The organism is Micromonospora globbae, from assembly GCF_003610785.1.
In the GTDB taxonomy this organism is placed as follows: domain Bacteria; phylum Actinomycetota; class Actinomycetes; order Mycobacteriales; family Micromonosporaceae; genus Micromonospora; species Micromonospora globbae.
The window spans coordinates 105,182-129,911 of the sequence record NZ_RAQQ01000020.1 but is presented as its reverse complement, the minus strand read 5'-3'; the positions used below and the strand labels follow the sequence as shown (position 1 = coordinate 129,911).

Here is a 24,730-nt window from a genome sequence, read left to right as displayed (position 1 = left end):
TGAGTTCTGGAGACCGCGCCGGTCAGTTCTGTGTCGTCCCGGGCCATCCACGGGCCATGAACCGTGCCACCACCACACCACGCCGCTGGCGGTCTGGCAGTCTGTGCCGATGCGACAGGTCACCGTGCTCGGCAGTTGTGGCGCCTTTCCCGAGCCGGGCCGTGCCTGTAGCGGTTTCGCGGTGGACTGGGACGGCTACCGCCTGGTGCTCGACCTGGGCTACGCCACGCTGCCGCGGTTGCTCCGGCACTGGCCCGATGGTGCGGTGGACGCGGTGGTCATCACTCACGAGCATCCCGACCACTGCATCGACCTGCACGGGCTGTTCCGTATGCGGTTCTACGGTGAGTCTTCGGGACCACGGCTGCCGTTGTACTGCCCGCCAGGCGTGCTCGACCGGATCGGCGGCCTGGAGCCCGACGTCGATCTGCATGCGGTCTTCGACCTGCGCCCGCTGCCGGGTAGCTACCGGGTCGGGCCGTTCGACCTCACCGGACTGTCACTGCCGCACTACGTGCCCAACGCGGGCATCCGCCTACAGGCCGACAAGATGGCGTTGGCCTACTCCGGGGACACCGGCCCGACCCCGGCTCTCGCGGAACTGGGCCGTGACGCCGACCTGTTCATCGTCGAGGCCACCGACCGCGACGGCGAGACAAGTCGCCCCACACGCAATCTCATGACCTCCACCGAGGCCGGTCTCTGGGCTCGGCGGGCCGGCGCCCGCCGACTCATGCTCACCCACTTCTGGCCCGGCAACGACCGGGCAGCGGCAGTGGCCGCGGCGCAGGTGGAGTTCGACGGTCCGGTGCTGGCGGCCGAAGAAGACCTCACCCTCGAACTGGGGAGGCCAGATCGCTGACCGCCTCGCGACGGCGCGCCCGAACGGCCGGGGCAGTGGTGGGCAGCGGCGAAACCCGAGGTGTCACGGCGTCGAAGTCCACGGTGCGGCCATGCTCCGCAGGTGGGTGGCCCCCCGTCGTACAGCCGGGTCCGGGTCCTCGCCGAGTTCGTCGCAGAGGTCGCGGAACTCGGCGATCGGGCCGTCGGGCAGGAGGTGCTGTGTGACCGCGTCGTGCAGGTGATCGGCGTACTCGCTGTCATGCGCGGTGGCGAGAGCGCGGGCGATGACGCGCAGGCCGTGCACGTCGTGGCGTTGCAGCAGCGCTCGGCTGGTGGCGTCGGTGACGGCGGTGTCGTGGCGATCGAGGACCAGGCGTAGCAGGACCTCGCCGACGTCGCCACGGTGTGCCGAACCAGCCAGGTCGCGCCCCGCCTGCGCGCGCACCTGCCAGTCCGGGGAGGAGGCAGCGGCGGTCACTACAGCGAGGTCAGCATCGGGAAGCGGCATAGGGGTCAGGCTCTCATGGTGTCGATCGGATGCGGGCCAGCCCTGAACCTGACGCGCCTGATGGCCGTGCCGCAACGGCTCACGCCGGGCGGCCCGCGTCGTAACGCGCCACCAGCAGTACCGCGCGTCCGGCCTGGAACGTGTGGGTCTGCCGCACCTCGTAACGCTCGCTGATGTACGTGATCTTCGGGCCGGGCGCGGACAGCGGATCCTGCGGCGTACCGAAGACTCCGGCGGCCGGGCCGATGAGCCAGATGCGGCGGGCGCCGGCCAGCTTTCCCGGGATGTCTCCGAATTCGGTCGCCTCCAACGTCCCGTTGGCGGCCGCCGTCCGCCGCACCAGGACGTCCGGCGGCTGCGCGGTACGCGACCACTCCAACTCGCCGAGGTAGTGGGTGAGCGTCGGCCGCATCGACCAGGCGTAGTCGGTGTAGACGATCACATCACCGGCGGCCGCGTTCTCGTGGATGGCGGCGGCCATGGTGCGGGTGTCCGGCGCGTTGCGCGTCTGCCGGAGCGAGATCTGCGCGGGCAGCGAGAGGAACGCCAGCGCCCCGACGACCGCCACGACGGGCACGAGCCGCGACACGCCGACAGGCCGTGACCGTTCGGCGGTGATGGTGGCGGCGGCCAGCACCGCCACGGGCGCCAGGAGGAAGCTGCCGTAGCGGGGCACCCACACCGGAGCGACCAGCGAGACCCCGATGACCGCGACGACCGGCACCGTGGCGAGGGCGACGAGTTCGGCGTACCTGCGCGCCGGCAGGGCGGCGTACGCGGTGACCGCGAGCCCCACCAGCACGTACCCCACGGCCGCGCTGAACGTGATGTCACCCGGCAGCGCGACGACCGTCTTCCAGGTGGGTGTCGCCACCCAGTGGAGTTGGCCGGACCGCTGGCCCTTGCCCCACCACACGAGCGGCGCCACGACCACCAGCGCGGCGCCGATCGCGGGAATCGCCGGCCAGAGCGTGCGGTCGCGTTCCTTCCACCACGTCATCGCCAGAATCACCACATGTGCGCCGAGCACCGAGAGCGCGACCAGATGGAAGACCCCGGTGAGGGCCAGGCACAGGCCGTATGCCGTCCAACGCCACCAGGCGGGTGCCCGGACGGCCGTCAGCAACAGCAGGGACGACAGGGTCGCGAACAGGAACGCGAACGCGTACGGCCGCGCCGTCTGGGCGAACGACACCAGGCTGGGCACCGCCGAACAGATGAGGCCCGCCACGACCCCGGCTGCCTGCCCCGCCGCGCGCCGGCCCAGCTCTGCGGTCACCCCGGCGCCCGCCGCCATCGCCAGGAGCGAGGGCAGGCGCAGGACCACATCGGACTCCCCGAAGATCCTGACCATGCCCCCGAGCACCAGGTAGAAGGGAGCGATGACCGCGTCCTTGTGGGCGGCCAGGTGGACAAGTTCACCCGGCGACCGGGTCGCGGCGGAGAGCGTGGCGCCCTCGTCCCAACTCAACGGCACACTGGTCAACGACGTCCCGGCAACCGCGAGCATGACGACGAAGCCGACGCCGAACGGAACGAGCACGCTCTTGCTGCGGCTCACGACATCTCCTACCCCCGTAGGTGCAGCGGTAGGCTAGCCGGCGTCCGCCGTCGATGTGGACCCGTACCTGCGGGCCCGACGCTCACGCCGCTGTCCGACCGGCGGCCGGGACGTGCCGGGGAGGGCGGAGGGCCATGGGTACGCCATCAGCACGCAACGTCGACCAGGCGGCGCTCCTGGGCGTCGCGCTCGCGGCCACGGTGAGCATCAGCGCCGCCGAAGGCCCGTGGGAACCCGTCGAGACGGTCGTCGGGCTCGTGCTGATTTCGGTGGTGGCGGCGTACTACGACTTCTCGACATCGCTGCGGGAATGGTCGTGGGCCCGGTCCGCGGCTCTGGCTTCGGTGATCGCCCTCTGCTGGTGCCTGACCGTGGCGTGGCCGCTTCAGAGCGTCGGCCTCAACCCGTACTGGTGGTTGCCGATCGTGTGGATCCTCACGGCGGGGGCCGTCCTCGGGTGGCTGTGGAGGCGTCGACACGGTCGCCGGTCGAGGCTGTCGGTCCCACCGGTCGGCGTAGGGCAGGCTGAGAAGCCGAGACGATCTGGCGACTGACGAACAGGACGGGCCGCGGTCGACCAACCGCAGCCCGTCCACCCGTGCGGATCCACAGCTACATCTTTTGAATCTGGTAAGCCACCGCGGCCTGAGCGTTGCCGGCCGGGATGATCAGGACGGACGAGTTCTTCGCATCGGCCGCCAGGTGGAGATCAACGGTACCGGTGGTGACCGTGGGGGAGCACGGGGGGAGTTCCGTGATGCCCGATTCCCCGCCTATGCGGAAGTGCGCGAACACCGTGCCTTCTCCGACGCAGTACACCACCAGTCGATAGTTGCCCGCCTCCCATTCGTCACGCCCCTCGTCACGGATAACCATGGCCATGAGCCTGGAGTCCTGGATCGTCGCCGTCGGGCGGGCGCTGATGGCGACGACCGTGTTGGCCACCTTCGTGTTGGCTCTGTCGGCCGCCAGTAGATGGCGCGGGATCTCCGGCGAGAGGCTCGGGGAGGCGGGTGCGGAGACCGATGCGGAGGGCGCGGCGTCGTCGCTCGGACTGTCCGGCGCGGGCGTACACGCGGTCATGACGAGCGGGACGCACAAGATGGCGCACACCGCTGCGTTGGTGGTCGGGGTCTTGATGTCTACCTCCGCTCTCCGTGGCACCCGGTTGCCGAGGATCGGCGACCGGGTGCCACACGTCGACCCTCCGATCAGGAAGATGTCTCCCAGTACCGGTAACCCCAGGAAAGTGCACTGGGCATTCTGGTGACCGTTCCCGTCACGCTGTCGGTCTTGACGCAGCTCGAGTTCATGTAGTACTTCTCGACGCCCATCCGCCAACCCCAGTTTCCGAACTGGAGGTTGCCGTACTTCCCTGAGCTGATGGTCCGGGAATATGTGTAGCTCTGCGCCAACGACGACGTGACGGAGGCGTTGATGCCGAACGTGCCCTCGGCCGAGAGCACGACTGCGCTCGCGCTCACGGATATCCCGCTGGAGACAGCGAAGGTCGTCGACAGGTTGTACTGGATCGAGGCACCCACCGTGCCTCCCGGACCGGACTTGAAGTGGATTCCAGCGGGAATGTGCAGATCCTGCTTGGAGAAGGTGCGGTAGTGCCAACCCATGTCGACACAGGCCATGGGCGTGACGGGTCCCTCCGCTCGGGCGGGTTCGACCGCCACGAGGGTCGCGCCGACGCCCAGGACCGCAGCCAGGGTCGACCTGGTGAAGCGACCACGCCAAGCGCGGTGCATTAGCATGGAACGAGTTCTCACATGTCCTCCTGCCAGGGGGTATGGGAACGTGGTGCCCCGCGGGGTGCAGACCCGCGGGGCACCGTCCGAGTGGCGCAACGATACGGTCCCGCGCCTGTGCGCGGGGGGAGGATCAACCGCGTCAGGAGCGTCCGACGCACCGTAAGTGATCAAGAAAGTCCGGAATGATCCTCCGTCGTATCCACTGACCGTCATGAATTGACGGAAGGTGAAGATCACGAATTGATCACGGTCTTGGTGCGGGTGCAGGAGACCGCCCCACGTGCGACGCGCGGACGGGCGACCGGGTGTTGATAACCTGTGACTGCGCGACTGGCGAGGGTGGGTCACCACCGGGGAGTGCTGTCAGCGGGAGCATCGTCCGCCTGGGTGCTCCTCACCACGAGGTGAGGAGCCGAGCATGACCGCGACCCTGATGGACGGGCGGGCGCTGTCCCGTCAGCTGCTCGACGCCACGGCGGAACGCGCCGCCGCGTTCCAGCTCGCGCACGGGCGCCGGCCCTGTCTGGCCACGGTCCTGGTGGGGGACGACCCCGCCTCCCACACGTACGTCCGGATGAAGGTCAACCGCTGCGCGGAGGTGGGGATCGAGTCGCGCCGCGTGGACCTGCCGGCGTCGACCACCACCGAGGAACTGGTGGGGCTGCTGCGGGACCTGTCCACCGATCCGCGGGTCGACGGCATCCTGTTGCAGCACCCCGTGCCGGCGCAGATCGACGAGCGGGCCGCGTTCGAGGCCATCGCGGCCGGGAAGGACGTCGACGGGGTGACCGGCGCGTCGTTCGCCGCCATGGCCTTCGGCGACCCCGGCTTCGCCTCCTGCACGCCCGGTGGGATCATGCGGCTGCTGGACGCGTACGAGGTGCCGCTGCGCGGGCGCCGGGCGGTCGTCGTGGGGCGCAGCGCGATCCTCGGCAAGCCGGTGGGCATGCTGCTGCTGGGGCGCGACGCCACGGTGACGTACTGCCACTCCCGCACCGTCGACCTCGCCGCCCACGTCCGTGAGGCCGACGTGGTGGTGGCCGCGGTCGGCGTGCCGGAACTGGTCCGCGGCGAATGGATCAAGCCGGGGGCCGTGGTGGTCGACGCCGGCTACAACCCGGGCAACGTGGGGGACGTCGAGTTCGACGCCGCGGCCGCCCGGGCGGGACTCATCACCCCCGTCCCCGGCGGCGTCGGGCCGATGACCATCGCCGTGCTGCTGTCGCAGACCGTCGACGCCGCCGAGCGGCACGCCCAGGGGTGACCGGCGGCCGGCCGGGCGGTTGAGGGCGGCCGGTCCGCCGCGCGGGGTGACGACCCGCGGAGTAGCGTCGTCCGTCGGAGCCAGTCACGCGGGGAGGGCAATGGTGCGGACGACGACGGTGGACGTCAGGACCGGCGACGGGGTCGCGGACGCGTACCTCGTACGCCCCGACGGGGAGGGGCCGTTCCCGGCGGTGCTCGTCTTCATGGACGCGTTCGGTCTGCGGCCCCGGCTGGCGGAGATGGCCGAGCACATCGCCGCCCGGGGCCACGTGGTGCTGGTCCCCAACCTGTTCTACCGCGCCGGCCGGTCGCCGCTGTTCGACCTGTCCCTGCTGGGCGACCCCGGGCAGCGCGGCGCCATCTTCGCCCGGATCGGGCCGCACATGGCGGCGCTGACCCCCGAGGTCGTCGCCCGGGACGCGGGCGCGTACCTGGACTTCCTGGCCGCACTCGACGGGGTCGCGCCGGGGCCGGTCGCCGTCGTCGGGTACTGCATGGGCGGGATGAACGCGCTGCGGGCCATCGAGGCCCACCCGCAGCGGATCGCGGCGCTGGCCAGCTTCCACGCCGGCCGGGTGGTCACCGACGCTCCCGACAGCCCGCACCTGGGGGTCGGTTCGGTCACCGGCGAGCTGTACTTCGCGCACGCCGACCACGACCGGTCGATGACCGCCGAGCAGATCGCCACGCTCGAGCGGACCCTCGACGCCGCCGGCGTCCGGTACCGGTCCGAGGTGTACGAGGGCGCGCCGCACGGGTTCACCATGGCCGACACGGCCGAGTACGACGAGAAGGCCACACAGCGGCACTGGGCCGCGATGTTCGACCTGCTGGACCGCACGTTCGGCCGCTGAGCCGCCGGTCCGGCGACCGCCGTCGGGCATGGTGACCGCCTGGCCGGGTAGCACGCCTCGTCCGCCGGTGACGAGGTGAGGTGACGGAGTGGCCGGAACGTGGTTGCTGGGCACGGGAGTGGGCGAACCGGGACGTCGGCCCACGGCGCTGCTGGCCGGGGTACGCGAGGAGGAGGCCGGCGACACCGGGTCGGGCAGCGCGACGTCGCTGGAGGAGCTGCGGAGGCTCGCCGACACCGACGGGCTCGACGTGGCCGACGCCGTGGTGCAGAACCGGCCCCGGCCGGACCCGGCGACCTATCTCGGCTCCGGCAAGGTCGACGAGCTGGCCGCGCTGGCCGAGCGCACCGGCGCCGAGGTGGTCATCGCCGACGGCGAGCTGTCGCCCGGGCAGATCCGCAACCTGGAGGAACGGGTCGGGGTGCGCGTCGTGGACCGGACGGCACTGATCCTGGACATCTTCGCCGAACACGCCCGCACCGGTGAGGGCCGGCTCCAGGTGGAACTGGCGCAGATCGCGTACCAGCTGCCGCGGTTGCGCGGCGACGGCCGGTCGCTGTCGCGGGTCGGTGGCGGCCGCATGGCCGGCGGCGCCGGCATGGGCGTACGCGGACCCGGTGAGATGCGGCTGGAGACGCAGCGCCGCCGCCTGCGGCAGCGGGCGACGCGGCTGCGCCGCAACGCCGCGGAATTGTCCCGGCGGCGGGAGCGGACCCGCAACCGGCGCTCCCGCAACCAGGTGCCCTCGGTGTCGATCACCGGCTACACCAACGCCGGCAAGTCCGCCCTGCTCAACCGGCTGACCGGGGCGGACGCCCAGGTCCAGGACGTGCTGTTCGCGACCCTCGACCCGACCGTGCGGCGGTTGACCGCCGGCGGGCTGACCTTCACGGTCACCGACACGGTCGGCTTCGTGCGGCACCTGCCGCACCAACTGGTGGACGCGTTCCGCTCCACGCTGGAGGAGGTCACCGGCAGCGACCTGGCGCTGCACGTGGTCGACGCGTCCGCGCCCGACGCGCTGGACCAGATCACCACCGTGCACGGGGTGCTGCACGAGATCGGCGCGGGCGACGTGCCCGAGCTGCTCGTCCTCAACAAGATCGACATCGCGCCGCCGGAGTGGGTGGACGCCCTGTGCCGGGCGCACCCGCAGGCGGTGCCCGTCTCCGCGCTGACCGGCGCCGGGATCGCCGAGCTGCGGACGACCCTCGCCGAGCGGCTCGCCCGACGCTGACCCCGCCGCGTCAGGCGCGCCGGGCCACGTAGACGGTGTTGGCCGACTGGCCCCCGGTCAGCGGGTTGGGGAACGGCACCACGTGGGTCTGGGCGGTGGCGAAGACCTCGGCGAGCGTGCGCGCGAAGTCCGCGTCGGGCGGATCGTCGGACCAGAGCGCGAACACACCGCCCGGGTGCAGGTGGTCGGCGAGGCGGCGCAGCCCGTCCGGCGTGTAGAACGCGGCGTGCCCCGGGTGCAGCACGTGCCGGGGGGAGTGGTCGATGTCGAGCAGCACGGCGTCGAAGCGGCGTCCCGGCCGGTCCGGGTCGAACCCGTCGCCGTCGACGGCGGCGAAGAAGTCCGCCCGCACGAGGCGGGTCCGCGGGTCGTCGGCCAGCCCGGCGGCGAACGGCAGCAGCCCCCGCCGGTGCCAGTCGATGACGTCCTCGACCGCCTCGACCACGAACAGCGACCGCACCCGCTCGTCGGCCAGCGCGGTGCGGGCGGTGTAGCCGAGGCCGAGCCCGCCGACCACCACGTCGAGGTCCGCGCCGGTCAGCGGGGCCAGCCCGAGCCGGGCCAGCTCGATCTCCGCGACCGGGAAGAGACTGGACATCAGGAACTCGTCGTCGAGCTTGACCTCGTACACGTCGACGTCGAGCGCGGGGTCGCGGCGCCGGCGCAGGCTGATGAGCCCGAGCGGCGTCTCCCGCCAGGCCAGTTCCTCGAAGCGGACGCCCACCCGGATCCTCCCTACGCTGCTGCCGTGCGGATGCTATCCGGCCTCGCGCCTGACGCGCCCCGGCCACGCGGGCAGGCATCGGATCGCCGCCGGCGGGTAAGCCGGCCCGTCGGAGACGGGTCGACGCGGGGAGCGCACGATGGCGGAGATGCTGGCCGGACGGCTGCACCTGACGGACCGGGCGCTGCGGATGGAGACGGTCCCGGTGCCCGAGCCCGCGCACGGGCAGGTGCGGATCCGGGTCGCGGCGGCCGGCGTCTGCCTCTCCGACGTGCACCTGATCGACGGCACGCTGAGCCCGCTCTACCTACCCGGCGACGTCGTGACACTCGGCCACGAGGTGGCCGGGACCGTCGACACGCTCGGCGAGGGGGTGACGGGCTGGCAACCGGGCCAGCGGGTGCTGCTCCAGGCCGGGGAGCGGGACCAACGCGGCACCGTGTTCACCCGCGGCGTCGACTACGACGGGGGATGGGCCGAGTACGCCGTGGCCAGCGCGGAGACGCTCGTGCCGATCCCCGACGACCTGCCGTTCGAACAGGCCTGCATCATCCCCGACGCGGTCTCCACGCCCTGGGCGGCGGTGACCGACACCGGGCGGACCCGCCCCGGCGAGGCCGTGGCGGTGTGGGGCGTCGGCGGCCTGGGCGCCCACGCCGTGCAACTGCTACGGCTCGTCGGCGCGGCACCCGTCATCGCCCTGGACCCGCTGGACGCCGCCCGCGACCGGGCGCTCGCCCTCGGCGCCGACGCCGTGTTCGACCCGGCCGACGCGGCTCTGCGCGACGCGGTGCTCAGCCTCACCGGCGGGCGCGGACTGGACGTGGCGTTCGACTTCGCGGGCGTGACCCCCGTCCGCGAGCAGGCCCTCACGCTGCTGGGCCGCCGTGGCCGGCTGGTGCTCGCCGGCATCGCCAACAAGCCCGTCACCATCGCCTCGGACAGCCCGTTCAACTACCTCCAGCAGGCGGTGCTCGGACACTACGGCTCGGAGGCCGAGCACGTGGTGCAACTGGTGTCGCTGGCCGGGCAGGGACGACTCGACCTGCGCGCGTCGGTCAGCGACGTGCTGCCGCTCGCCGACGCCCCGGAGGCCGTACGGCGGGCGCAGAGCAAGGAGGGCAACCCGATCCGCCTCATCCTGCGGCCCTGAGCGGCGGTCCCGGGTCACACCGGTCCCGGTGCCCGTGCGGCCGTCGGAACCCGCGTGGACCGGCCACCGACGACACGGAGGGTCCACGGGGGATCGACGCAGCGCTTATCCTGTGCCCCGTTCCGTGCACCGGAAGGGGTGGCATGCCGTCGCGGCAGGACCAGCTGCACTCGTACCAGTTCACCGTCCAGCGGGCGGTCGCCGCCCTGGTCATGCGCGAGACGGACCCGGCGCAGTCCCCGTTCCGGCGCCTGGCCGGTGCCGGGCTGGCCAGCGTGCTCGTCGCCGCGATCGGACTGGGCGGCTTCGCGCTGTACGGGCTCTTCGCCGGTGGTGGCAGCGCCTGGCGCGACCCCGGCGCGGTCATCGTGGAGAAGGAGTCCGGCGCCCGGTACGTCTACCGCGAGCGGAAGCTGCACCCGGTGCTCAACTACGCCTCGGCGCTGCTGATCGTCGGCGCGGAGCGGCCCCGGACCGTGCTCGTGTCCCGCCGGTCGATCGACGGGGTGCCCCGCGGCCTTCCGCTGGGCATCGCCGACGCGCCCGACTCGCTGCCCGCCGCGGCCCGGCTGTCGGGCGCGCCTTGGACGGTCTGCTCGCTGCCACCCGCCGACGCCGGCCGTGCCGTCCCGCGCTCGGCGCTGCTGATCGGCACGGGCGCCGCCGGTGGGCGCGACCTCGGCGACGAGGCGCTGCTGCTGCGCCACCCCGACGGCGGGCTGCATCTGGTGTGGCACGACCAGCGCCACCGGATTCGCGACACGAACCGGGTGCTGGCCGCGCTGGCCACCACCCGGGCGCGGGCCGTGCCGGCGGCCCCGGCGCTGCTGAACGCGCTGCCGGCCGGCGCCGACCTGGCCCCGCCGCCCGTCCCGTCGCTCGGCGAGCCGTCCGCCCGGGTACCGGGCGCCCGGATCGGCGACGTCTACCTGGTGCGCAACTCCGGGGGCGGCCGGCAGTACGCGGTCGCCGTCCGGGACGGGCTGTCCGGGGTCACCGAGTTGCAGGCGGCACTGCTGCTGGCCCGCACCGGTCAGGGCGAGCCGGAGCCGATCAGCCTCGGCCGGTTCGCGGCCCTGCCCGCGGCGCCCGACCTGACGCCGGCCGGCCCGGACGCCCCGCCGGCGTCCCCGCCCCGCCTGGCCTCCCTCGACGGCGGGGGCCTGTGCGCCCGGGTGGGTGGTGACGCGGCCGTCGCCCAGGTGCGGGTGGGCGTGGCGCTGCCGGACCTCGCCGGCGCGCCGCGCACCGGCGCCGGGACGGCCGGCGGGGTACGGGCCGACCACGTCGTGGTGGCGCCGGGCCGGGGCGCCGTGGTCGAGGCGGTCCCGGCCCCGGGCGCGACCGGCGGCGCGATCTCGGTGGTCACCGACCTGGGACGCCGGCACGCGGTGACCGACCGCGGCGTGCTCGCCATGCTCGGCTACCGCGACGTGCGTCCGGCGCGGCTGCCGGCCGGCGTCGTGAGCCTCGTGCCCGCCGGCGCCACGCTCGACCCGGCGGCCGCGCGGGCCGTCGCGGCACCCGGCTGACCAGCGCGTCAGAGTGCAGCCCGGCCGCCAGGAGCGGCTCACCGGCGACGCCCGGGGTCAGCCCTTCTCCGCGCCGCTGGTGAGCCCCTCGGTGAGCAGCCGCTCGCTGGCGAAGAACAGGAACACGATCGGCAGGGTGAGGATCACCGAGCCCGCCATCAGCACGGTCTTGGGCACCTCCACACCGTCGGCCAGTTGCGCGAGCCCGAGCGACACCGTCCACCGGTGCGGTTTGTCGACGAGGAAGAGCAGGGCGAAGAGGAACTCGTTCCAGGCGATCATGAAGTCGTAGAGGGCGACGGCCATGATGGACGGCGCGGCGAGGGGCAGGCTGATGCGGCGGATGATGCCGAGGCGGCCGGCGCCGTCGATGGCCGCGGACTCCTCCACGCTGAGCGGGATCGTCTCGAAGTAGTTCTTGAGCATGTAGACGGAGACCGGCAGGGTCTGCGAGATGTAGACCAGCACGAGGCCGAGCAGCGAGCCGCGCAGCCCCGCCCGGGTGAAGACGACGAAGAGCGGGATGGCGATCACGATGGACGGGAAGAGGTAGACGGCCAGGAACAGGAAGTCGACCTGACGGCGGCCGAAGAAGCGCAGGCGGGAGACCGCGTACGCGCCGGGGATCGCCACGACCAGTGTGAGCAGGGTCGCCGCGAGGGCCACCACGCCGCTGGTGCGGATGAACGTGAGGAAGCCCTGGCCGCCGTCGTCGGTGGCCCTGAGCACCTCGGCGTACGTGGCGACGGTGAGTTCGCCGAGGCCGACCACCAGCGCGCCGGGGTCGAGCAGCAGCCGCTCGACCGGACGCACCGAGAGCACCAGCATGTAGTAGAAGGGGAAGACGGTGACCAGCAGGAACGCGGCGATCTCGAGCCGCCGCAGCCAGCGCAGGCTCACCGTCTCGATCCGGTCGCGGTCCATCAGGGCACCCTCCGGGCGAAGAAGCGCAGGTAGATCAGGACGAACACGATGAGCACCACGGCCAGCACGACCGCCTGGGCGGCGGCCGCGCCGATGTCGGTGCGCGCGGTGAGGAACTGGTAGACGCGGACGCTGACCACCTCGGTGCCCGCGGCGCCTCCGGTGAGCAGGTAGACGTCGTCGAACTTGTTGAACGTCATGATGAACCGCAGCACGCCCAGCAGCGCGATCACCGGCATCAGCTGCGGCAGCAGGATGTGGCGGAAGCGCTGGGTGGGGGTGGCGCCGTCGACCCGCGCGGCCTCCTCCAGGTCGGCGGGCACCGCCTGGAGGCGGGCGAGCAGGAACAGGAACGCGAACGGGAAGTAGCGCCACGCCTCGAAGGCGATAACCGTGGCGAGGGCGGTGGACTCCTGGGAGAGGAACGGGACGGGGGCGTCCCAGCCGAGCAGCCGCCGGCCCCAGTGGTTCACGATGCCGAGCTGCGGGTCGAGCATCACCTGCCAGACGAAGGTCATGGCGACCACGGGCGCCACGTACGGCAGCAGCATCGACGCCCGGACCAGGGTGCGGCCCCGGAACGGCCGGCGGACGACGAGCGCCGCCACCAGGCCGAGCGCGATCGACCCGGCGGTGCTGCCGATGCTGTAGACGAGCGTGGTGACCAGCGAGTCGGCGAAGCCGGGGGTGTGCAGTACGCGGTCGATGTTGTCGAGGGTGAACTCGCCGAACAGCCCGGTGCGGCGCAGCGTGGCGAGCCGGACCCGCTGGAACGCCAGCACCACCGTCCAGACGATCGGGATGCCGATGACCGCGATCACGACGAGCAGGGTCGGCGCGACCAGGGCGAGGCCGGCGCGGGACTCGCGTCGCCGCAGGGTCAGGGGCCGGCGGCGGGGGCGGGACGCCGGCCGTGCCCGCGTGGGGGAGCGGCCGGTGCCCGGCGTCGTGGTGGTCAATTGACGCCCGCCTTGATCGCCTCCACGTCCTTCTTGGCGCGGGCGGCGGCCGCCGCGGCGTCGGACTTCCCGCCGATGAGGTCGGCCAGCGCCTTCGGCACCGGCAGTTCACCGAGGATCGCGCCGACGAGCTTGCCCTGGCCCTGGGTCAGGCCCCAGCGCTGGAACGTGTCGGGGCTGGTTCGCAGGGTGTCGAGCAGCGGGGCGCCGTAGATCTCGGCGAGTGGCTTCTTCGCGTCCACACCGGCCTGGCTGCCGTTCCAGGCGGTGCGGAACTTCTCCGGGTCGTCGGCGGTGCCGGCGCGTACGGGGAACCGGCCCTCGGGGGACATGCCGAACCAGCGGGGGTACGCCTCGTCGAGCATGTACTGGACGAAGCGGGTCGCCGGGTCGGTTGCGGCGCCGTCGAGCACCGCCCACGAGCTGATCTCGCCGTACTGGGCGGGTTCGGTGCCGTTGGGGCCCTTGATGGCGGTGACGAATCCGCTGTTCCTGGCGAGGAACGTGGGATCGGCCGCGCACTGGGGGCAGGTGGGCCGGGCGTCGTTGCGCAGCCCAGCCAGCTCGTCGAGGATGAACGGCGACCAGACGAGCATGGCGGCCTTGCCGGCGAAGTACGTGGCGCGGGTGGTGTCCACGTCCTGGGCGCCCTTCACGGAGTGGTTGCGCATCAGGTCGCCGTAGAAGCGGAAGGCCTCCACGCACGGCGGCGAGTCGAGCGTCACGGCGCCGGAGTCGTCGGTGAGCTGGCATCCGTTGGCCAGGGCCAGGTGCTCGAAGGTCTGCTGGGTGAAGACGTCACCGGGTGCGGTCGCCGCGGTGATTCCGGCGATCCCGCCGGTGTGGAGCCGGGCCGCCGCGGTGGCGATCTTCTCGTACGTGTCGGGCGCCGGCAGGCCGGCGGCGTCGAAGAGGTCCTTGCGGTAGACGAGCAGTTGTCCCCACCCGTCGCTGGGCACCGCGAGCTGCCGGCCGTCGTCGGCGGTCAGCTCCAGGGCCCGGGCCGAGAACGTCTGCCGGCCGAGCGCCTCCACGATGTCGCCGTTGGCGTCGGGGTGCAGCAGGTCGTTGCCGGCCAGTGTGCGGACGCCGGCCAGCGGGACGGCCCCGACCACGTCGGGCAGTTCACCGGCCGCGGCGCTGGAGGCGATGAGCGACGGGAACTGGTCCTCGTTGAGGGTGACCAGCTCGACCTGGACGCCGGTGGCGGCGGTGAAGTCCGCGACGATGGCACGGGTGGCCGTTACGCGGTCGGCGACGTCCTCCAGGCTCCACACCGTGATCCGGTTGTTGTCGCTGTCGGCGTCGTCGCCGCAGGCCACGAGGGTGGCGCCGAGAAGGGCGAGGATCAGGGGAGCGGCGAGCGTCCGCATCGGAGTGAATGACATCGACGGCACTCCTCTCGAAGGGTACATGGCGGATTCAACCCCTTCGATTGATCAATGACAAGACATATGCCGATTTTTTGTTCTAGGATGGAACTCAGTGCTACCGGGATGTGACTCATGGTCAACTGGGTTGTCTCCTTGGCCGGGCCCCGCAGGATCAGCCTCGAGCCCTGCCCCCGGGATCCGCTCGGTCCCGGCCAGGTCCGGGTGCGCACCCGCTACTCCGGCATCTCCGCCGGCACCGAGCTGACCCTCTACCGGGGCAGCAACCCCCGGCTCAGCAAGGACTGGGACGAGGCCGCCCGGATGTTCGTGCCCCGCCAGTCCCCGGTGCCCTACCCCCTGGTCGGCTTCGGCTACGAGGAGGTCGGCGAGATCGTCGAGGTGGCGCCGGAGGTCATCGACCGGCATCCCGGTCAGCTCGTCTGGGGGATCTGGGGCCACCGGGCCGAGGCGGTCCTGGCCGCCGACGCCGTCCACCCCCTGCCACCCGGGCTCGACCCGCTCGCCGCCGTCTTCGCCCGACCCGGCGCCATCGCGCTCACCGCCGTGCTCGCCGGGGACCTGCACCTCGGCGACTGGGTCGGCGTCTTCGGGCAGGGCGTCATCGGGCTGCTCGCCACCCGGCTCGCCGTGCTCTCCGGCGCCCGGGTCGTGGCCGTGGACCGCATCGCCGACCGGCTGGCCCACGCCACCCGCTACGGCGCCCGGACCACCGTCGACGCGACAACCGAGTCGGCGGCCGCCGTGCTGCGCGGCGCCACCGGTGGCCGGGGCGCCGACGTCTGCCTCGAGCTGTCCGGGGCGTACCCGGCGCTGCACGAGGCGATCCGGGCCACCACCCACGCCGGCCGCGTCGTGGCCGCCGGCTTCTACCAGGGGCAGGCCGACGGCCTCGGCCTCGGCGAGGAGTTCCACCACAACCGGATCCAGCTGGTGGCGGCCCAGGTCTCCGGGCCGACCCCGGCGCCCGGCCTGGCCGGCCGGTGGTCCGGCGCCCGCGTCGCCCAGACCTTCATGGACCTGGTCGCCGAGGGAAGCGTGGACCCGCTGCCGCTGGTGAGTCATGTCGTCGACGCGGGCGCGGTGGCCGACGCGCTGGCGTTGCTCGACCGCGGTGACGGTGACGTCCTCCAAGTGGTGCTGAGGTTCCCATGACCATCCCCATCGCCTGCCAGGAGCAACTCCTGCCGGGCACCGACCTGATCCAGAAGTACGCCCTGGCCGTCGCGCTCGGCTACGACGGCATCGAGCTGCGCGGGCGCGGCGACCTCGCCTTCGCCCGCCGCCTGCCCGAACTGCGCCGGGCCCGCGCCGCCGGCGTCGTCATGCCCACCGTCTGCGTCGAGATGGACCACTTCATCGGCGACTTCGACCCCGTACGCTCCGCCGACGCCGTCCGTAACCTGCGCTCCCAGCTCTCCGTCATCGCCGAGCTGGGCGGCGTCGGGGCGATGACCCCCGCGGCGTGGGGCATGTTCTCCCGGCGACTGCCGCCGTTCGAGCCGCCCCGCCCGCCGGCCGGTGACCGGCAGGTGCTCCTGGACGCGCTCGGCACACTCGGCGAGCACGCCCGCGCCGAAGGGGTCACCCTCTTCCTGGAACCGCTCAACCGGTACGAGGACCACATGGTCAACCGGCTCGACGAGGCGGTGGTGCTCTGCGCCGCGCTCGGCCTGCCCTCGGTGCGCGTGGTCGCCGACACCTTCCACATGAACATCGAGGAGGACGACGTGCACCGGGCGCTGCGCGCCGCCGCGCCCTACCTGGGGCACGTGCAGGTCAGCGACTCCAACCGGTACCAGCCGGGCGCCGGCCACCTCGACTGGCGCGCGCTGGTCCGCACCCTCCTGGAGATCGGCTACGGGGGGTGGCTGGCCCTGGAGTGCCGGCTGCGCGGCGACCCGGTCCGGGCGTTGCAGCAGGCCGCCACGGTGCTGCGGCACGCCGAGCCCCGGCAGGCCGCCGCGTGAGCGCCGCCGAACCGGCGGGGCCCGGCGTGAGCGCCGCCGCGCCCGGCGGGAACACCGCTGGACCGGAGGGGGACGGCGTGAGCGCCGGTGGGGCGGAGGGGCCCGGCGCCGACACGGAACGGCTGTGGCGGCTCGCCGTGGCCACGCTGGACGGCAACTGGGAGCACGACCACACGGTGCCGTCCCGCACCCTCTACCCGCACCAGTGGAGCTGGGACTCGGCGTTCATCGCCGTCGGGCTGGCGCACGTCCGCCCCGACCGTGCCTGGCGGGAGCTGGAGAGCCTGTTCCGGGCCCAGTGGGCCGACGGGCGGGTGCCGCACATCGTGTTCAACCCGCGGCTGCCCGTCGGCGCGTACTTTCCCGGGCCGGAGTTCTGGGCGTCCGACCGGGCCGACGGCGCGCCGGCCGCGGCGACCTCCGGCCTGGTGCAACCGCCCGTGCACGCGCTCACCGCCTGGCTCGCCTACCGTCGGGCGCCCTCGGACGCGGCCCGCGCGGCCCTGGCGCGGCTCTACCCCCGGCTGGTGGCCCAGCAGCGCTACCTCGCCACCCGGCGGGACGTGGGCGGCGGCGGGCTGGCCTGCGTGGTGCACCCGTGGGAATCCGGCCTCGACAACAGCCCCGCCTGGGACGGCCCGATGGCCGCCGTGCCGGCCGACGTCGCGGTGATGCGCGCGTACCGGCGGCACGACACCCGGCACGCGCCCGCCGCGCACCGCCCCACGGACCTGGATTACGCGCGGTACGTGGCGATCGTCGCCGGCTACCGCGACGGCGGCTACCGCGACGACGACCTGGGCCGGCGGCACCCGTTCCTCGTGGAGTGCCCGCTGTTCAACGCGGCGGCCGGCGCCGCCGAGCACGCGCTGGCCCGGATCGCGCCGCTGGTCGGCGCCGACCCCGGGCCGCACCGGGAGCGGGCGGCCGGCATCACCGAGGCCCTGGTGCGTCGGCTGTACGACCCGCGGACCGGGACGTTCCGGCCCCGCGACCTGCGGACCGGGCGGCTGGTGCCGGCGCGGACGGTGCTCGGGCTGGCGCCCCTGATCCTGCCGGACCTGCCGGCACCGCAGGTCGCGGCGGTCGTGACCGAGGCGTGTTCGGCGCGGTTCGGTGTGGCCCGACAGATGGATCGGCCGTTGCCCAGCTACGACCGGACCGCGCCGGACTTCGAGCCGCTGCGCTACTGGCGCGGGCCGAGCTGGATGAACATCAACTGGCTGGTCCGCCGCGGTCTGCTCGCCCACGGCCGGGCCGATCTCGCCGACGGCCTGCGCCGGTCCATGCTCGGGCTGGTCGCGGGCGCCGGCTGCCACGAGTACTTCCATCCGGACACCGGCGCGGGGCTCGGCTCACCCGCGTTCGGCTGGACCGCCGCGCTCGTGCTCGACCTGCTGGCCCGCGAGCCGGCGCCCGCCGGCGCGGTCGGCGGGCGGCCGGCCGGGTGACGGGCGGTCAGGCGGGCGTGGCGACGCCCTCGGCGGCGAGGCGCTCGGACCGCCGCTGACCCCACTCGCCGAGCGGGCGCAGCGCCTCGTTGAGCGACGCGCCGTGCTCGGTGAGGGAGTACTCCACCCGCGGCGGGACCTCGCGGTAGACCTCACGGTGGATCAGCCCGTCCTCCTCCATCTCCCGCAGGTGCTGGATGAGCATCTTCTCGCTGACGCCGGGCAGGCCGCGCCTCAGCTCACCGAAACGGCGGGTGCCGTAGTTGTTCAGCTCCCACAGGATCAGCGACTTCCACTTGCCCGACACCACGTCCATGGCGGCGTCGATGCCGCAGATGTAGGGGCCGCGCCTGGCGCCGGATGTCATCGGACCTCCAACGGTGTCCCGTCCTCACTTACCTGAAGGTAAGTATTGAACAAATTAGTGGGTACTTGTCGCACCGACGGTACCCGGGAAGCATGGTCATCGGCGCGCCCGTCACCTCACCGACCACAGCAGAGGAAATCCGATGACCACCAGCACCACGTTCCTGGGACTGGGAGCGATGGGCACCGCGCTCGCGACCGCGGCCCTCGACGCCGGCCGACCCGCCGTCGTCTGGAACCGCACCCCGCAGCGGACGCACGACCTCGCCGCACGCGGCGCCGCCGTCGCGGCGACCGTCGCCGAGGCCGTCGCCGGTGACGGCGTGATCGTCGTCTGCCTGTTCGACCACCGGTCCGTGCACGCCGTACTCGACCCCGTCGCCGCCGAGCTGTCCGGGCGTACGGTCGTCAACCTGACCACCACGACCCCGAACGAGTCCCGCGAACTCGCCACCTGGGCCGCCCAGCACGGCGCCACCTACCTCGACGGCGCCATCATGGCCGTCCCGGAGACGATCGGCCAGCCGGGCGCGGCGATCCTGTACAGCGGATCGGACGCCGCGTTCACCCGCCACCGCGCGCTGCTGGACCTGTGGGGCACCAGCAGCTTCGTCGGGACGGACGCCGGCCTGGCACCGCTGCACGACATGGCCATGCTCGTCGGCATGTACACGATGTTCGCCGGCTTCCTGCACGGCGCGGCGATGGTCGGCTCCGAGGGTGTGTCGGCGACGGAGTTCACCGCGCGGCAGGCGCCCTTCCTCGCCGCCATGACCGGCCAGCTCGCCGGTCTCGCCGCAACGGTCGACGCCAAGGACTACACCGGCGCCGGGCAGCAGAGCCTGCGGTTCACCGAGGCCGCCCTGGCGGCCCTGCTGCGGGCCACGGCCGAGCAGGGCGTCAACGGGGAGGTGCTCAAACCCGTGCACGACATCGTCACCCGGCAGATCGCCGCCGGGTACGGCGAGCACGGCACCGCCCGCATCGTCGAGGAGCTGAGGAGCGCCCGGTGAGCGCCACCCGTACCCCTGTCACCGTCATCGGTCTGGGCCCGATGGGCCAGGCCATGGCCGCGACCCTGATGCGCGCCGGGCACCCCGTCACGGTGTGGAACCGCACGCCCGCCCGCGCCGACGACCTCGTCGCCGCGGGCGCCACCCGGGCCGACACGCCGGCGGACGCCGTGGCCGCCAGCGACGTGGTCATCCTCAGCCTCACCGACTATCCGGCGATGTACGACATCCTCGGCCCGGTCGTGGACGACCCACGCCGGGTCCTCGCCGGCCGGGTACTGGTGAACCTGAGCTCCGACACGCCCGACGCGTCCCGGGCCGCCGCCGAGTGGGCCGCCGGACACGGCGCCGACTTCGTGACGGGCGGCGTGATGGTGCCCGCGCCCGCGGTCGGCACCCCCGCCGCCCACGTGTTCTACAGCGGCCCGAAGGCGGTGTTCGACGCGCACGAGCCGGTGCTGCGCCCGATCGGGCGCCCCGCGTACCTCGGGGAGGACCCCGGGCTGGCGCAGCTGTTCTACCAGGCCCACCTCGACGTGTTCCTCACCGCCCTGGCGAGCCTCCTGCACGCCACGGCCCTCGTCACGGCGGCCGGCGTGCCGGCCGGCGACTTCCTGCCCGGCGCGCTCGACCTGCTCACCGACATCCCCGCGATGATCGGCGACGGGCGGGAGCTGGCTCGCGAGCTGGAGGCCGGTGAACACCCGGGCCACCTGAGCACCGCCCGGATGATGGGCGCCACGGCGGACCACATCGTGCGTACGAGCCAGCGGGCCGGCGTCGACCTCGCGCTGCCGGACGCCGTGAAGTCGTACTACGACCGGGCGATCGCCGCCGGGCACGGCGACCGGAACTGGACGGCCCTCTTCGAGGTGGTCAGGGCGCGACCCTGAGCCGGACGCGCGGCGGCCGGGCGGAACCTCCCCGCCCGGCCGCCGGCGTCACCGACCGGCGGCTACAGCAGATTGGTGATCACCCAGTTGGACGGTCCGCCGTTCTGGGTCATGCCCTCCGGCGTGAAACAGGCCGTCTGGTCGCCGGTGGTCTCGGTGATGACCTGCCGCACCTGCGCACCGGCGTACAGGCCCGACGTGATGGGCCCGTCGGCGATGGCCAGCAGCTGGCCGTTGACGGTGTTGGAGAACCGGAGCGTCCAGTTCCAGTTGCTGGTCTCGCCGGTGTTCCAGTGGAACGTCTGTGTGCCGGTGCCGCCGGCGAGCAGTGCGGTGCACGACGTCGTGAACGTTCCCGAGAACGGTGCGACGAACGACAGCTGGGTGAGCGGCCGGGCGAGGTCGACGCACGCCACGGCCGTGTCCTGCCCGCTGATCGTCACCGTCTGAGGCGTGTTGGTGAGCCCCGGGCTGTAGTTGATGACGTTCGTGCCGGTGCAGGTGACCGAGATGAGCGTGGACGCCGACGCGGGCTGAGCGACCGCGAGGAACCCCAGCAGAAGCGCGGCAGCGCTGGCGATCGAGAGGGCCTTCTTCGTCATCGCGAACTCCTCGTGCGATGGTCGGGCGGGGTCGCCGGCCGGGGCGCGGCACACGCGCACAGCCTCTCGTCGTCGATGGGCGGCGGCGAAACCCCCATGTGGAACCTCAGGGGCGTGCACGTCTGGCTGATCCGGCGCGCGCCGGCCCCTGGTATCGGCTGAGTTTGGCTGGGTGGCCACCCAACACACAGCGTAACCAACCCTGCGCCGGTGGTGCATCGCCTGTTGGGACGACTTCGGACGGTTGGGGGCGACCACCGGCCGGGCCGCAGTCGCCGCCGGACGCCGCCCGCCTGCTCAGCCGCCGAGCAGCCGGGCGAGGGCGTGCAGCGCCGTGCGGACGCTCGCGTCGTCGGCGCTGAGGCTGACCCGCAGCCCGGCCGGCGCGCTGCGCCGGGCCGCGAACTCCGCCGTGCCGGCCACCGCGAGACCGCGGCGCCGGGCCCGCTCGGCAACCTGCCCACCGTCGCCGTCGAGGCGTATCCAGGCGAACGGGGCCGGCCCGGGCGCGTACACCCGGTCCCCGAGCAGGTCCCGGGCGAGCGCGGCGCGGGCGGCCAGCTCGGCGGCCCGCGCCGCGGCGAGCGGGACGGCGGCGCCCCCGAGCACGAGCTGGGTGGCCACCTCGGCGACCAGCGGGGCGGGCGCCCAGGCCAGTGCCCGGGCGGCGGCGCTCAGCGGGGCGGCGAGCGACGGTGGGGCGTACCGGTAGCCGATCCGCAGTCCCGGCGCCAGGGTCTTGGTGATGCCGCCGAGCAGCACGGTGCGCGGGTGCAGCGCGGCCACCGGTGGCGGCCGGTCCGGCAGCAGCGCCCCGAAGGGGTCTTCCTCGATGACGGGCAGGTCGTGGGCGGCGGCCACCGCCGCGATCTCCTGCCGACGCCGGGCGGGCATGGTGACCACGGTCGGGTTGTGCAGGGTGGGATGCAGGTGCAGGGCCGCCACCCGACGCCGGGCGCAGATCCGGTCGACGGCGTCCGGTCGGGGCCCCCACTCGTCGCTGGGCACCGTGGCCAGTTCGACGCGGAGCAACCGGGCCGCCGCGAGCAGCCCCGGGTTGGTCAGCTCGGTGGTGACCACGACGTGCCGGGGCTGTGCCAGCGTTGCGAGGGCCGCGGCGAGCCCGTGCTGGCCGCCGGCGGTCACCTCGACGTGCGCGGGGTCGGGGCGCCAGTCGCCGTACGCCAGCCAGCGGGCGCCGGCGATGCGGTGCCGTACGGCGTCGGCGTCCTCGCCGCTGACCGCGAGCGGGTCGGCGGCGATGCGGTGCAGCACCGGCGCCACCGCCCGGTGCACCGCCCCGTGGCCGGGCGGGTGCACCGTGGCGAGGTCGAGCAGGGCAGCGCCCGGGGCGGCCGGCCGGGACGGGGCCGGCGCCACGAACGTCCCGCGGCCGACCTCCCCGGTGAGTAGCCCGCGCCGGACGGCGACCTGGTAGGCCCGTCCCACGGTGGCGACGGTCACCCCGAGCCGCCGGGCCAGTTCCCGCTGCGGCGGCAGCCGCTCGCCGGGCCTGAGCCGGCCGGCGGCGATGTCCGCGCCGATCGCGTCGGCGAGGGCGAGGTAGCGGGGGACGCCGGTCGGCGGCGCGGGGGGCTCCCAGATTGTCACCGTGACAATCTAGCCGCCGGGGTGCTCGCCGCTCACCGGATTGTCACCGTGACAATCGCCGTCGCCGGGTTCCCGCGGCGGGCCGGCGAGGCTGCCCTCATGTCCCTCGACCTGTGGCGGCACGCCACCTTCCGCCGTCTCTGGCTCTCCGACGCGGTGAGCACGCTCGGAACCCACGTCACCGCCGTCGCGCTCCCGCTGGCCGCCCTGACGGTGCTCGGCTCCGGCGCCGCCGGGGTGGCCGCGCTCACCGCCGCGAGCACCGCCCCGTACCTGCTGCTCGGCATCCCGGCCGGCGCGATCGTCGACCGGCTGCCCCGCCGGGCGGTCCTGGTCGTGGCGGACCTGGTCCGGGCGGCGCTGCTGGCCAGCGTGCCGCTGGCCTGGGCCGCCGGGCTGCTCACCCTGACCCACCTGGTGCTCGTGGCGCTGCTCGCCGGGGCGGCGACGGTGCTGTTCGACGTGGCGTACTTCGCCGCCGTGCCGGCCGTCGTGCCGCCCGGTCGGCTGGCCGACGCCAACGCGCGGCTGGAGGCGACACGGGCGGTCGGCCAGACCGCCGGGCCCGGCGTGGCCGGGGTGCTGGTCGGCGCGCTCGGTGCGCCTGCCGCCCTCCTGGTCGACGTGGCCAGCTTCGTCGCCTCGGCGTTGTTCCTGGCGCGTACGCCCCGGCTGGCCCGCTCCCGCGCCGGCCGCGCCGGGGTCTGGCGCGACGCCGCCGGCGGCGTCCACTTCGTCCTGCGGCAACCGGTGGTCCGCGCGCTCACGCTCTGCTCGGGGCTCACCAACCTCTGGCACGCCGGATTCCTGGCCATGCTGATGGTGTACGCGGTGCGCGACCTGCGGCTGCCCGCCGCGACGGTCGGGCTGCTGGTGGCCGGCGCGAACGTGGGCTACGTGCTCGGCGCGGCGGTGGCCCGGCCACTGCGGGACCGGGTCGGCCTCGGCCGCGCGATCACCGGCGCGGCGGCACTGCAGGGCGGCGCCGCGCTGGTCCTGTTGGCGCAGCCGGTCTGGATCGCCGCGGGGCTGGCCGTCGGCGCGTTCGCCAGCGGCCTCTACAACGTCAACGCGGTCAGCCTCCGGCAGGCGGCGACGCCGCCGGCGATGCTGTCGCGGATGACCGCCACCAGCCGGTTCGTCATCTGGGGCGCCATGCCGCTCGGCGCCGCCCTCGGCGGTGCGGCGACCGGGCTGCTCGGCGCCCCGGGCTACCTGGCCCTGGCGTCCGCCGGCATGGCCGCCGCGGCGCTGCTCACCCTCGCGTCGCCGGTGTGGCGCACCGCCCGGTTCCCGCAGCCGCCGACCGACCCGGCGGGCCGGGAGGTGACCGACGCGGGGGCCGTCCGGGCCTGAAGCCCGGCGCTGCCGGCCGGGAGGGGACGCGTACGGGCTGGGCGGCCTCGGCCGGGAGCGGGGTGCTGCGCGGTGTCGTTTGCGCTGCCCGGCGCGGGGTAAGCGCGGTGCCGGACGAGGGAGGGGCGGCGTGCGGTTTCCCCGCTTCATCGACGCGGTGTCCCGGCGGTCCGGGCTTCCGCCGGAGCAGGCCGCCACCGTTGCCCGCGCGGTGTTGCAGACGATGGCCGAGCGCGTCAGCGGCGGGCCGGCGGACGACCTCGCCGGGCACCTGCCGGACGAGGTGGACGGCTACCTGAACCGGGACACTCCCGGTGCGGCGGCGGGCGGTTCCGCGACCGGGCCCGGCGAGTTCCTGCGGCGGGTGGGGGAGCGGGCCGGGGTGGACGACGCGACGGCGCGCATCGGGACCGGCGCCGTGTTCGCGACCCTCCGGGAGGCGGTGACGGTCGCCGAGTTCCGGGAGATGGTGGCGCGGCTGCCGCGCGCCGGGGACGGCGGAGTGGCCCCTCGCCCGCCGTCGTACGATGGCTGATCAGGGACCAGGTGCGGCAAGCTGTCCAAGGTCCGACATCCGGCGAGTTTCCGGAAAGTTTCCGGTCAGTAGCGGTAGTTGACCGCAAAAATATTCGCCTCGCCTCCTCTACGCGGTAACTCCTCAACGCGCTAGGGGGATGATCGGACTATTTCCTCCGTCCCTCGTCTGAGGCTCCGGTCGGCTCTTCGGCCGGACTGTCATCGACGATCTTTTCACCC

25 protein-coding genes and 1 riboswitch are annotated in these 24,730 nt (G+C 73.6%); of the genes, 14 read left to right on the top strand and 11 right to left on the bottom strand.

Features of this window, described 5'->3' with window-relative positions; genetic code table 11:
• Positions 1-109 precede the first annotated feature (109 nt).
• Positions 110-862: an MBL fold metallo-hydrolase gene (locus D7I43_RS24715; protein WP_120330968.1), complete on the top strand. Its 753-nt coding sequence runs from the start codon at positions 110-112 to the stop codon at positions 860-862.
• Between the two features lie 63 nt (positions 863-925).
• Here the strand turns inward: D7I43_RS24715 and D7I43_RS24710 are convergent, their stop codons facing one another.
• Positions 926-1,321 carry a hypothetical protein gene (locus D7I43_RS24710; RefSeq protein ID WP_120330948.1) on the bottom strand — a complete coding sequence of 132 codons (396 nt, stop codon included), beginning with the start codon at positions 1,319-1,321 and terminating at the stop codon, positions 926-928.
• A 109-nt stretch (positions 1,322-1,430) separates the two neighbouring features.
• Positions 1,431-2,912 (bottom strand): glycosyltransferase family 39 protein, encoded by a 1,482-nt coding sequence (locus D7I43_RS24705; protein ID WP_120330947.1) that lies wholly within the window; start codon positions 2,910-2,912, stop codon positions 1,431-1,433.
• Between the two features lie 134 nt (positions 2,913-3,046).
• On the opposite strand from D7I43_RS24705, the gene D7I43_RS24700 reads away from it, so the two are divergent.
• Positions 3,047-3,466, top strand: coding sequence for a hypothetical protein (locus D7I43_RS24700; RefSeq protein WP_120330946.1), 420 nt, complete (start codon positions 3,047-3,049; stop codon positions 3,464-3,466).
• 58 nt (positions 3,467-3,524) lie between these two features.
• Here the strand turns inward: D7I43_RS24700 and D7I43_RS24695 are convergent, their stop codons facing one another.
• Positions 3,525-4,025, bottom strand: coding sequence for a hypothetical protein (locus D7I43_RS24695; RefSeq protein WP_120330945.1), 501 nt, complete (start codon positions 4,023-4,025; stop codon positions 3,525-3,527).
• A gap of 98 nt (positions 4,026-4,123) precedes the next feature.
• Entirely contained in the window at positions 4,124-4,675 is a 552-nt protein-coding gene (locus D7I43_RS24690; RefSeq protein ID WP_120330944.1) for a hypothetical protein, read from the bottom strand.
• A 313-nt stretch (positions 4,676-4,988) separates the two neighbouring features.
• Positions 4,989-5,068: riboswitch (ZMP/ZTP riboswitch) on the top strand.
• A gap of 22 nt (positions 5,069-5,090) precedes the next feature.
• On the opposite strand from D7I43_RS24690, the gene D7I43_RS24685 reads away from it, so the two are divergent.
• The 3 genes from D7I43_RS24685 (at position 5,091) to hflX (ending at position 8,029) form a co-directional block, all read left to right on the top strand.
• Positions 5,091-5,936, top strand: coding sequence for a bifunctional 5,10-methylenetetrahydrofolate dehydrogenase/5,10-methenyltetrahydrofolate cyclohydrolase (locus D7I43_RS24685; protein WP_120330943.1), 846 nt, complete (start codon positions 5,091-5,093; stop codon positions 5,934-5,936).
• A gap of 103 nt (positions 5,937-6,039) precedes the next feature.
• Positions 6,040-6,792 (top strand): dienelactone hydrolase family protein, encoded by a 753-nt coding sequence (locus D7I43_RS24680; protein WP_120330967.1) that lies wholly within the window; start codon positions 6,040-6,042, stop codon positions 6,790-6,792.
• A gap of 88 nt (positions 6,793-6,880) precedes the next feature.
• Positions 6,881-8,029, top strand: coding sequence for a GTPase HflX (gene hflX / locus D7I43_RS24675; protein WP_120330942.1), 1,149 nt, complete (start codon positions 6,881-6,883; stop codon positions 8,027-8,029).
• 10 nt (positions 8,030-8,039) lie between these two features.
• Here the strand turns inward: hflX and D7I43_RS24670 are convergent, their stop codons facing one another.
• Positions 8,040-8,753 (bottom strand): spermidine synthase, encoded by a 714-nt coding sequence (locus D7I43_RS24670; RefSeq protein WP_120330941.1) that lies wholly within the window; start codon positions 8,751-8,753, stop codon positions 8,040-8,042.
• Positions 8,754-8,892: 139 nt separating this feature from the next.
• Here D7I43_RS24670 and D7I43_RS24665 point away from each other — a divergent pair, with 139 nt between their 5' ends.
• Both D7I43_RS24665 and eccB read left to right on the top strand, forming a co-directional pair.
• Positions 8,893-9,906, top strand: coding sequence for a zinc-binding dehydrogenase (locus tag D7I43_RS24665; RefSeq protein WP_120330940.1), 1,014 nt, complete (start codon positions 8,893-8,895; stop codon positions 9,904-9,906).
• Positions 9,907-10,049: 143 nt separating this feature from the next.
• The gene (gene eccB / locus D7I43_RS24660; protein WP_120330939.1) at positions 10,050-11,438 is read left to right on the top strand and encodes a type VII secretion protein EccB; all 1,389 of its coding nucleotides are present in this window, start codon (positions 10,050-10,052) and stop codon (positions 11,436-11,438) included.
• Between the two features lie 57 nt (positions 11,439-11,495).
• On the opposite strand, the gene D7I43_RS24655 is transcribed toward eccB, so the two are convergent.
• Genes D7I43_RS24655 through D7I43_RS24645 form a run of 3 tightly spaced genes read right to left on the bottom strand, consistent with a single transcriptional unit; the run spans position 11,496 to position 14,709 of the window.
• Entirely contained in the window at positions 11,496-12,362 is an 867-nt protein-coding gene (locus D7I43_RS24655) for a carbohydrate ABC transporter permease (RefSeq protein ID WP_120330938.1), read from the bottom strand.
• Complete coding sequence (locus tag D7I43_RS24650) at positions 12,362-13,321, bottom strand: carbohydrate ABC transporter permease (RefSeq protein WP_120330937.1); 960 nt, start codon at positions 13,319-13,321, stop codon at positions 12,362-12,364. Before D7I43_RS24650 ends, D7I43_RS24655 begins: the two co-directional genes overlap by 1 nt.
• Positions 13,318-14,709 (bottom strand): ABC transporter substrate-binding protein, encoded by a 1,392-nt coding sequence (locus D7I43_RS24645; protein WP_120330936.1) that lies wholly within the window; start codon positions 14,707-14,709, stop codon positions 13,318-13,320. Before D7I43_RS24645 ends, D7I43_RS24650 begins: the two co-directional genes overlap by 4 nt.
• Positions 14,710-14,826: 117 nt before the next feature.
• Between D7I43_RS24645 and D7I43_RS34165 the strand changes: the two genes are divergently transcribed.
• The 3 genes from D7I43_RS34165 to D7I43_RS24630 all read left to right on the top strand — a co-directional run bounded on the left by D7I43_RS34165 (position 14,827) and on the right by D7I43_RS24630 (position 18,133).
• Positions 14,827-15,867, top strand: coding sequence for a zinc-binding dehydrogenase (locus D7I43_RS34165; protein ID WP_120330935.1), 1,041 nt, complete (start codon positions 14,827-14,829; stop codon positions 15,865-15,867).
• Positions 15,864-16,682: a sugar phosphate isomerase/epimerase family protein gene (locus tag D7I43_RS24635; protein ID WP_120330934.1), complete on the top strand. Its 819-nt coding sequence runs from the start codon at positions 15,864-15,866 to the stop codon at positions 16,680-16,682. Before D7I43_RS34165 ends, D7I43_RS24635 begins: the two co-directional genes overlap by 4 nt.
• Before the next feature lie 77 nt (positions 16,683-16,759).
• Entirely contained in the window at positions 16,760-18,133 is a 1,374-nt protein-coding gene (locus D7I43_RS24630; protein ID WP_120330966.1) for an MGH1-like glycoside hydrolase domain-containing protein, read from the top strand.
• 7 nt (positions 18,134-18,140) lie between these two features.
• Here the strand turns inward: D7I43_RS24630 and D7I43_RS24625 are convergent, their stop codons facing one another.
• A complete protein-coding gene (locus D7I43_RS24625) occupies positions 18,141-18,500 on the bottom strand; it encodes a winged helix-turn-helix transcriptional regulator (protein WP_120330933.1) in 360 nt (119 codons plus the stop codon).
• 142 nt (positions 18,501-18,642) lie between these two features.
• On the opposite strand from D7I43_RS24625, the gene D7I43_RS33270 reads away from it, so the two are divergent.
• Both D7I43_RS33270 and D7I43_RS33265 read left to right on the top strand, forming a co-directional pair.
• A complete protein-coding gene (locus D7I43_RS33270; protein ID WP_120330932.1) occupies positions 18,643-19,512 on the top strand; it encodes an NAD(P)-dependent oxidoreductase in 870 nt (289 codons plus the stop codon).
• Positions 19,509-20,405: an NAD(P)-dependent oxidoreductase gene (locus D7I43_RS33265; RefSeq protein WP_240033132.1), complete on the top strand. Its 897-nt coding sequence runs from the start codon at positions 19,509-19,511 to the stop codon at positions 20,403-20,405. The genes D7I43_RS33270 and D7I43_RS33265 overlap by 4 nt, the downstream gene beginning before the upstream one ends.
• Before the next feature lie 62 nt (positions 20,406-20,467).
• Here the strand turns inward: D7I43_RS33265 and D7I43_RS24610 are convergent, their stop codons facing one another.
• A complete protein-coding gene (locus D7I43_RS24610; RefSeq protein ID WP_147427287.1) occupies positions 20,468-21,007 on the bottom strand; it encodes a hypothetical protein in 540 nt (179 codons plus the stop codon).
• Between the two features lie 297 nt (positions 21,008-21,304).
• Positions 21,305-22,618 carry an aminotransferase-like domain-containing protein gene (locus tag D7I43_RS24605; protein ID WP_120330930.1) on the bottom strand — a complete coding sequence of 438 codons (1,314 nt, stop codon included), beginning with the start codon at positions 22,616-22,618 and terminating at the stop codon, positions 21,305-21,307.
• A gap of 48 nt (positions 22,619-22,666) precedes the next feature.
• Here D7I43_RS24605 and D7I43_RS24600 point away from each other — a divergent pair, with 48 nt between their 5' ends.
• Positions 22,667-23,974 carry an MFS transporter gene (locus tag D7I43_RS24600; RefSeq protein ID WP_120330929.1) on the top strand — a complete coding sequence of 436 codons (1,308 nt, stop codon included), beginning with the start codon at positions 22,667-22,669 and terminating at the stop codon, positions 23,972-23,974.
• Between the two features lie 130 nt (positions 23,975-24,104).
• Positions 24,105-24,509: a DUF2267 domain-containing protein gene (locus tag D7I43_RS24595; protein ID WP_120330928.1), complete on the top strand. Its 405-nt coding sequence runs from the start codon at positions 24,105-24,107 to the stop codon at positions 24,507-24,509.
• Positions 24,510-24,730 lie beyond the last annotated feature (221 nt).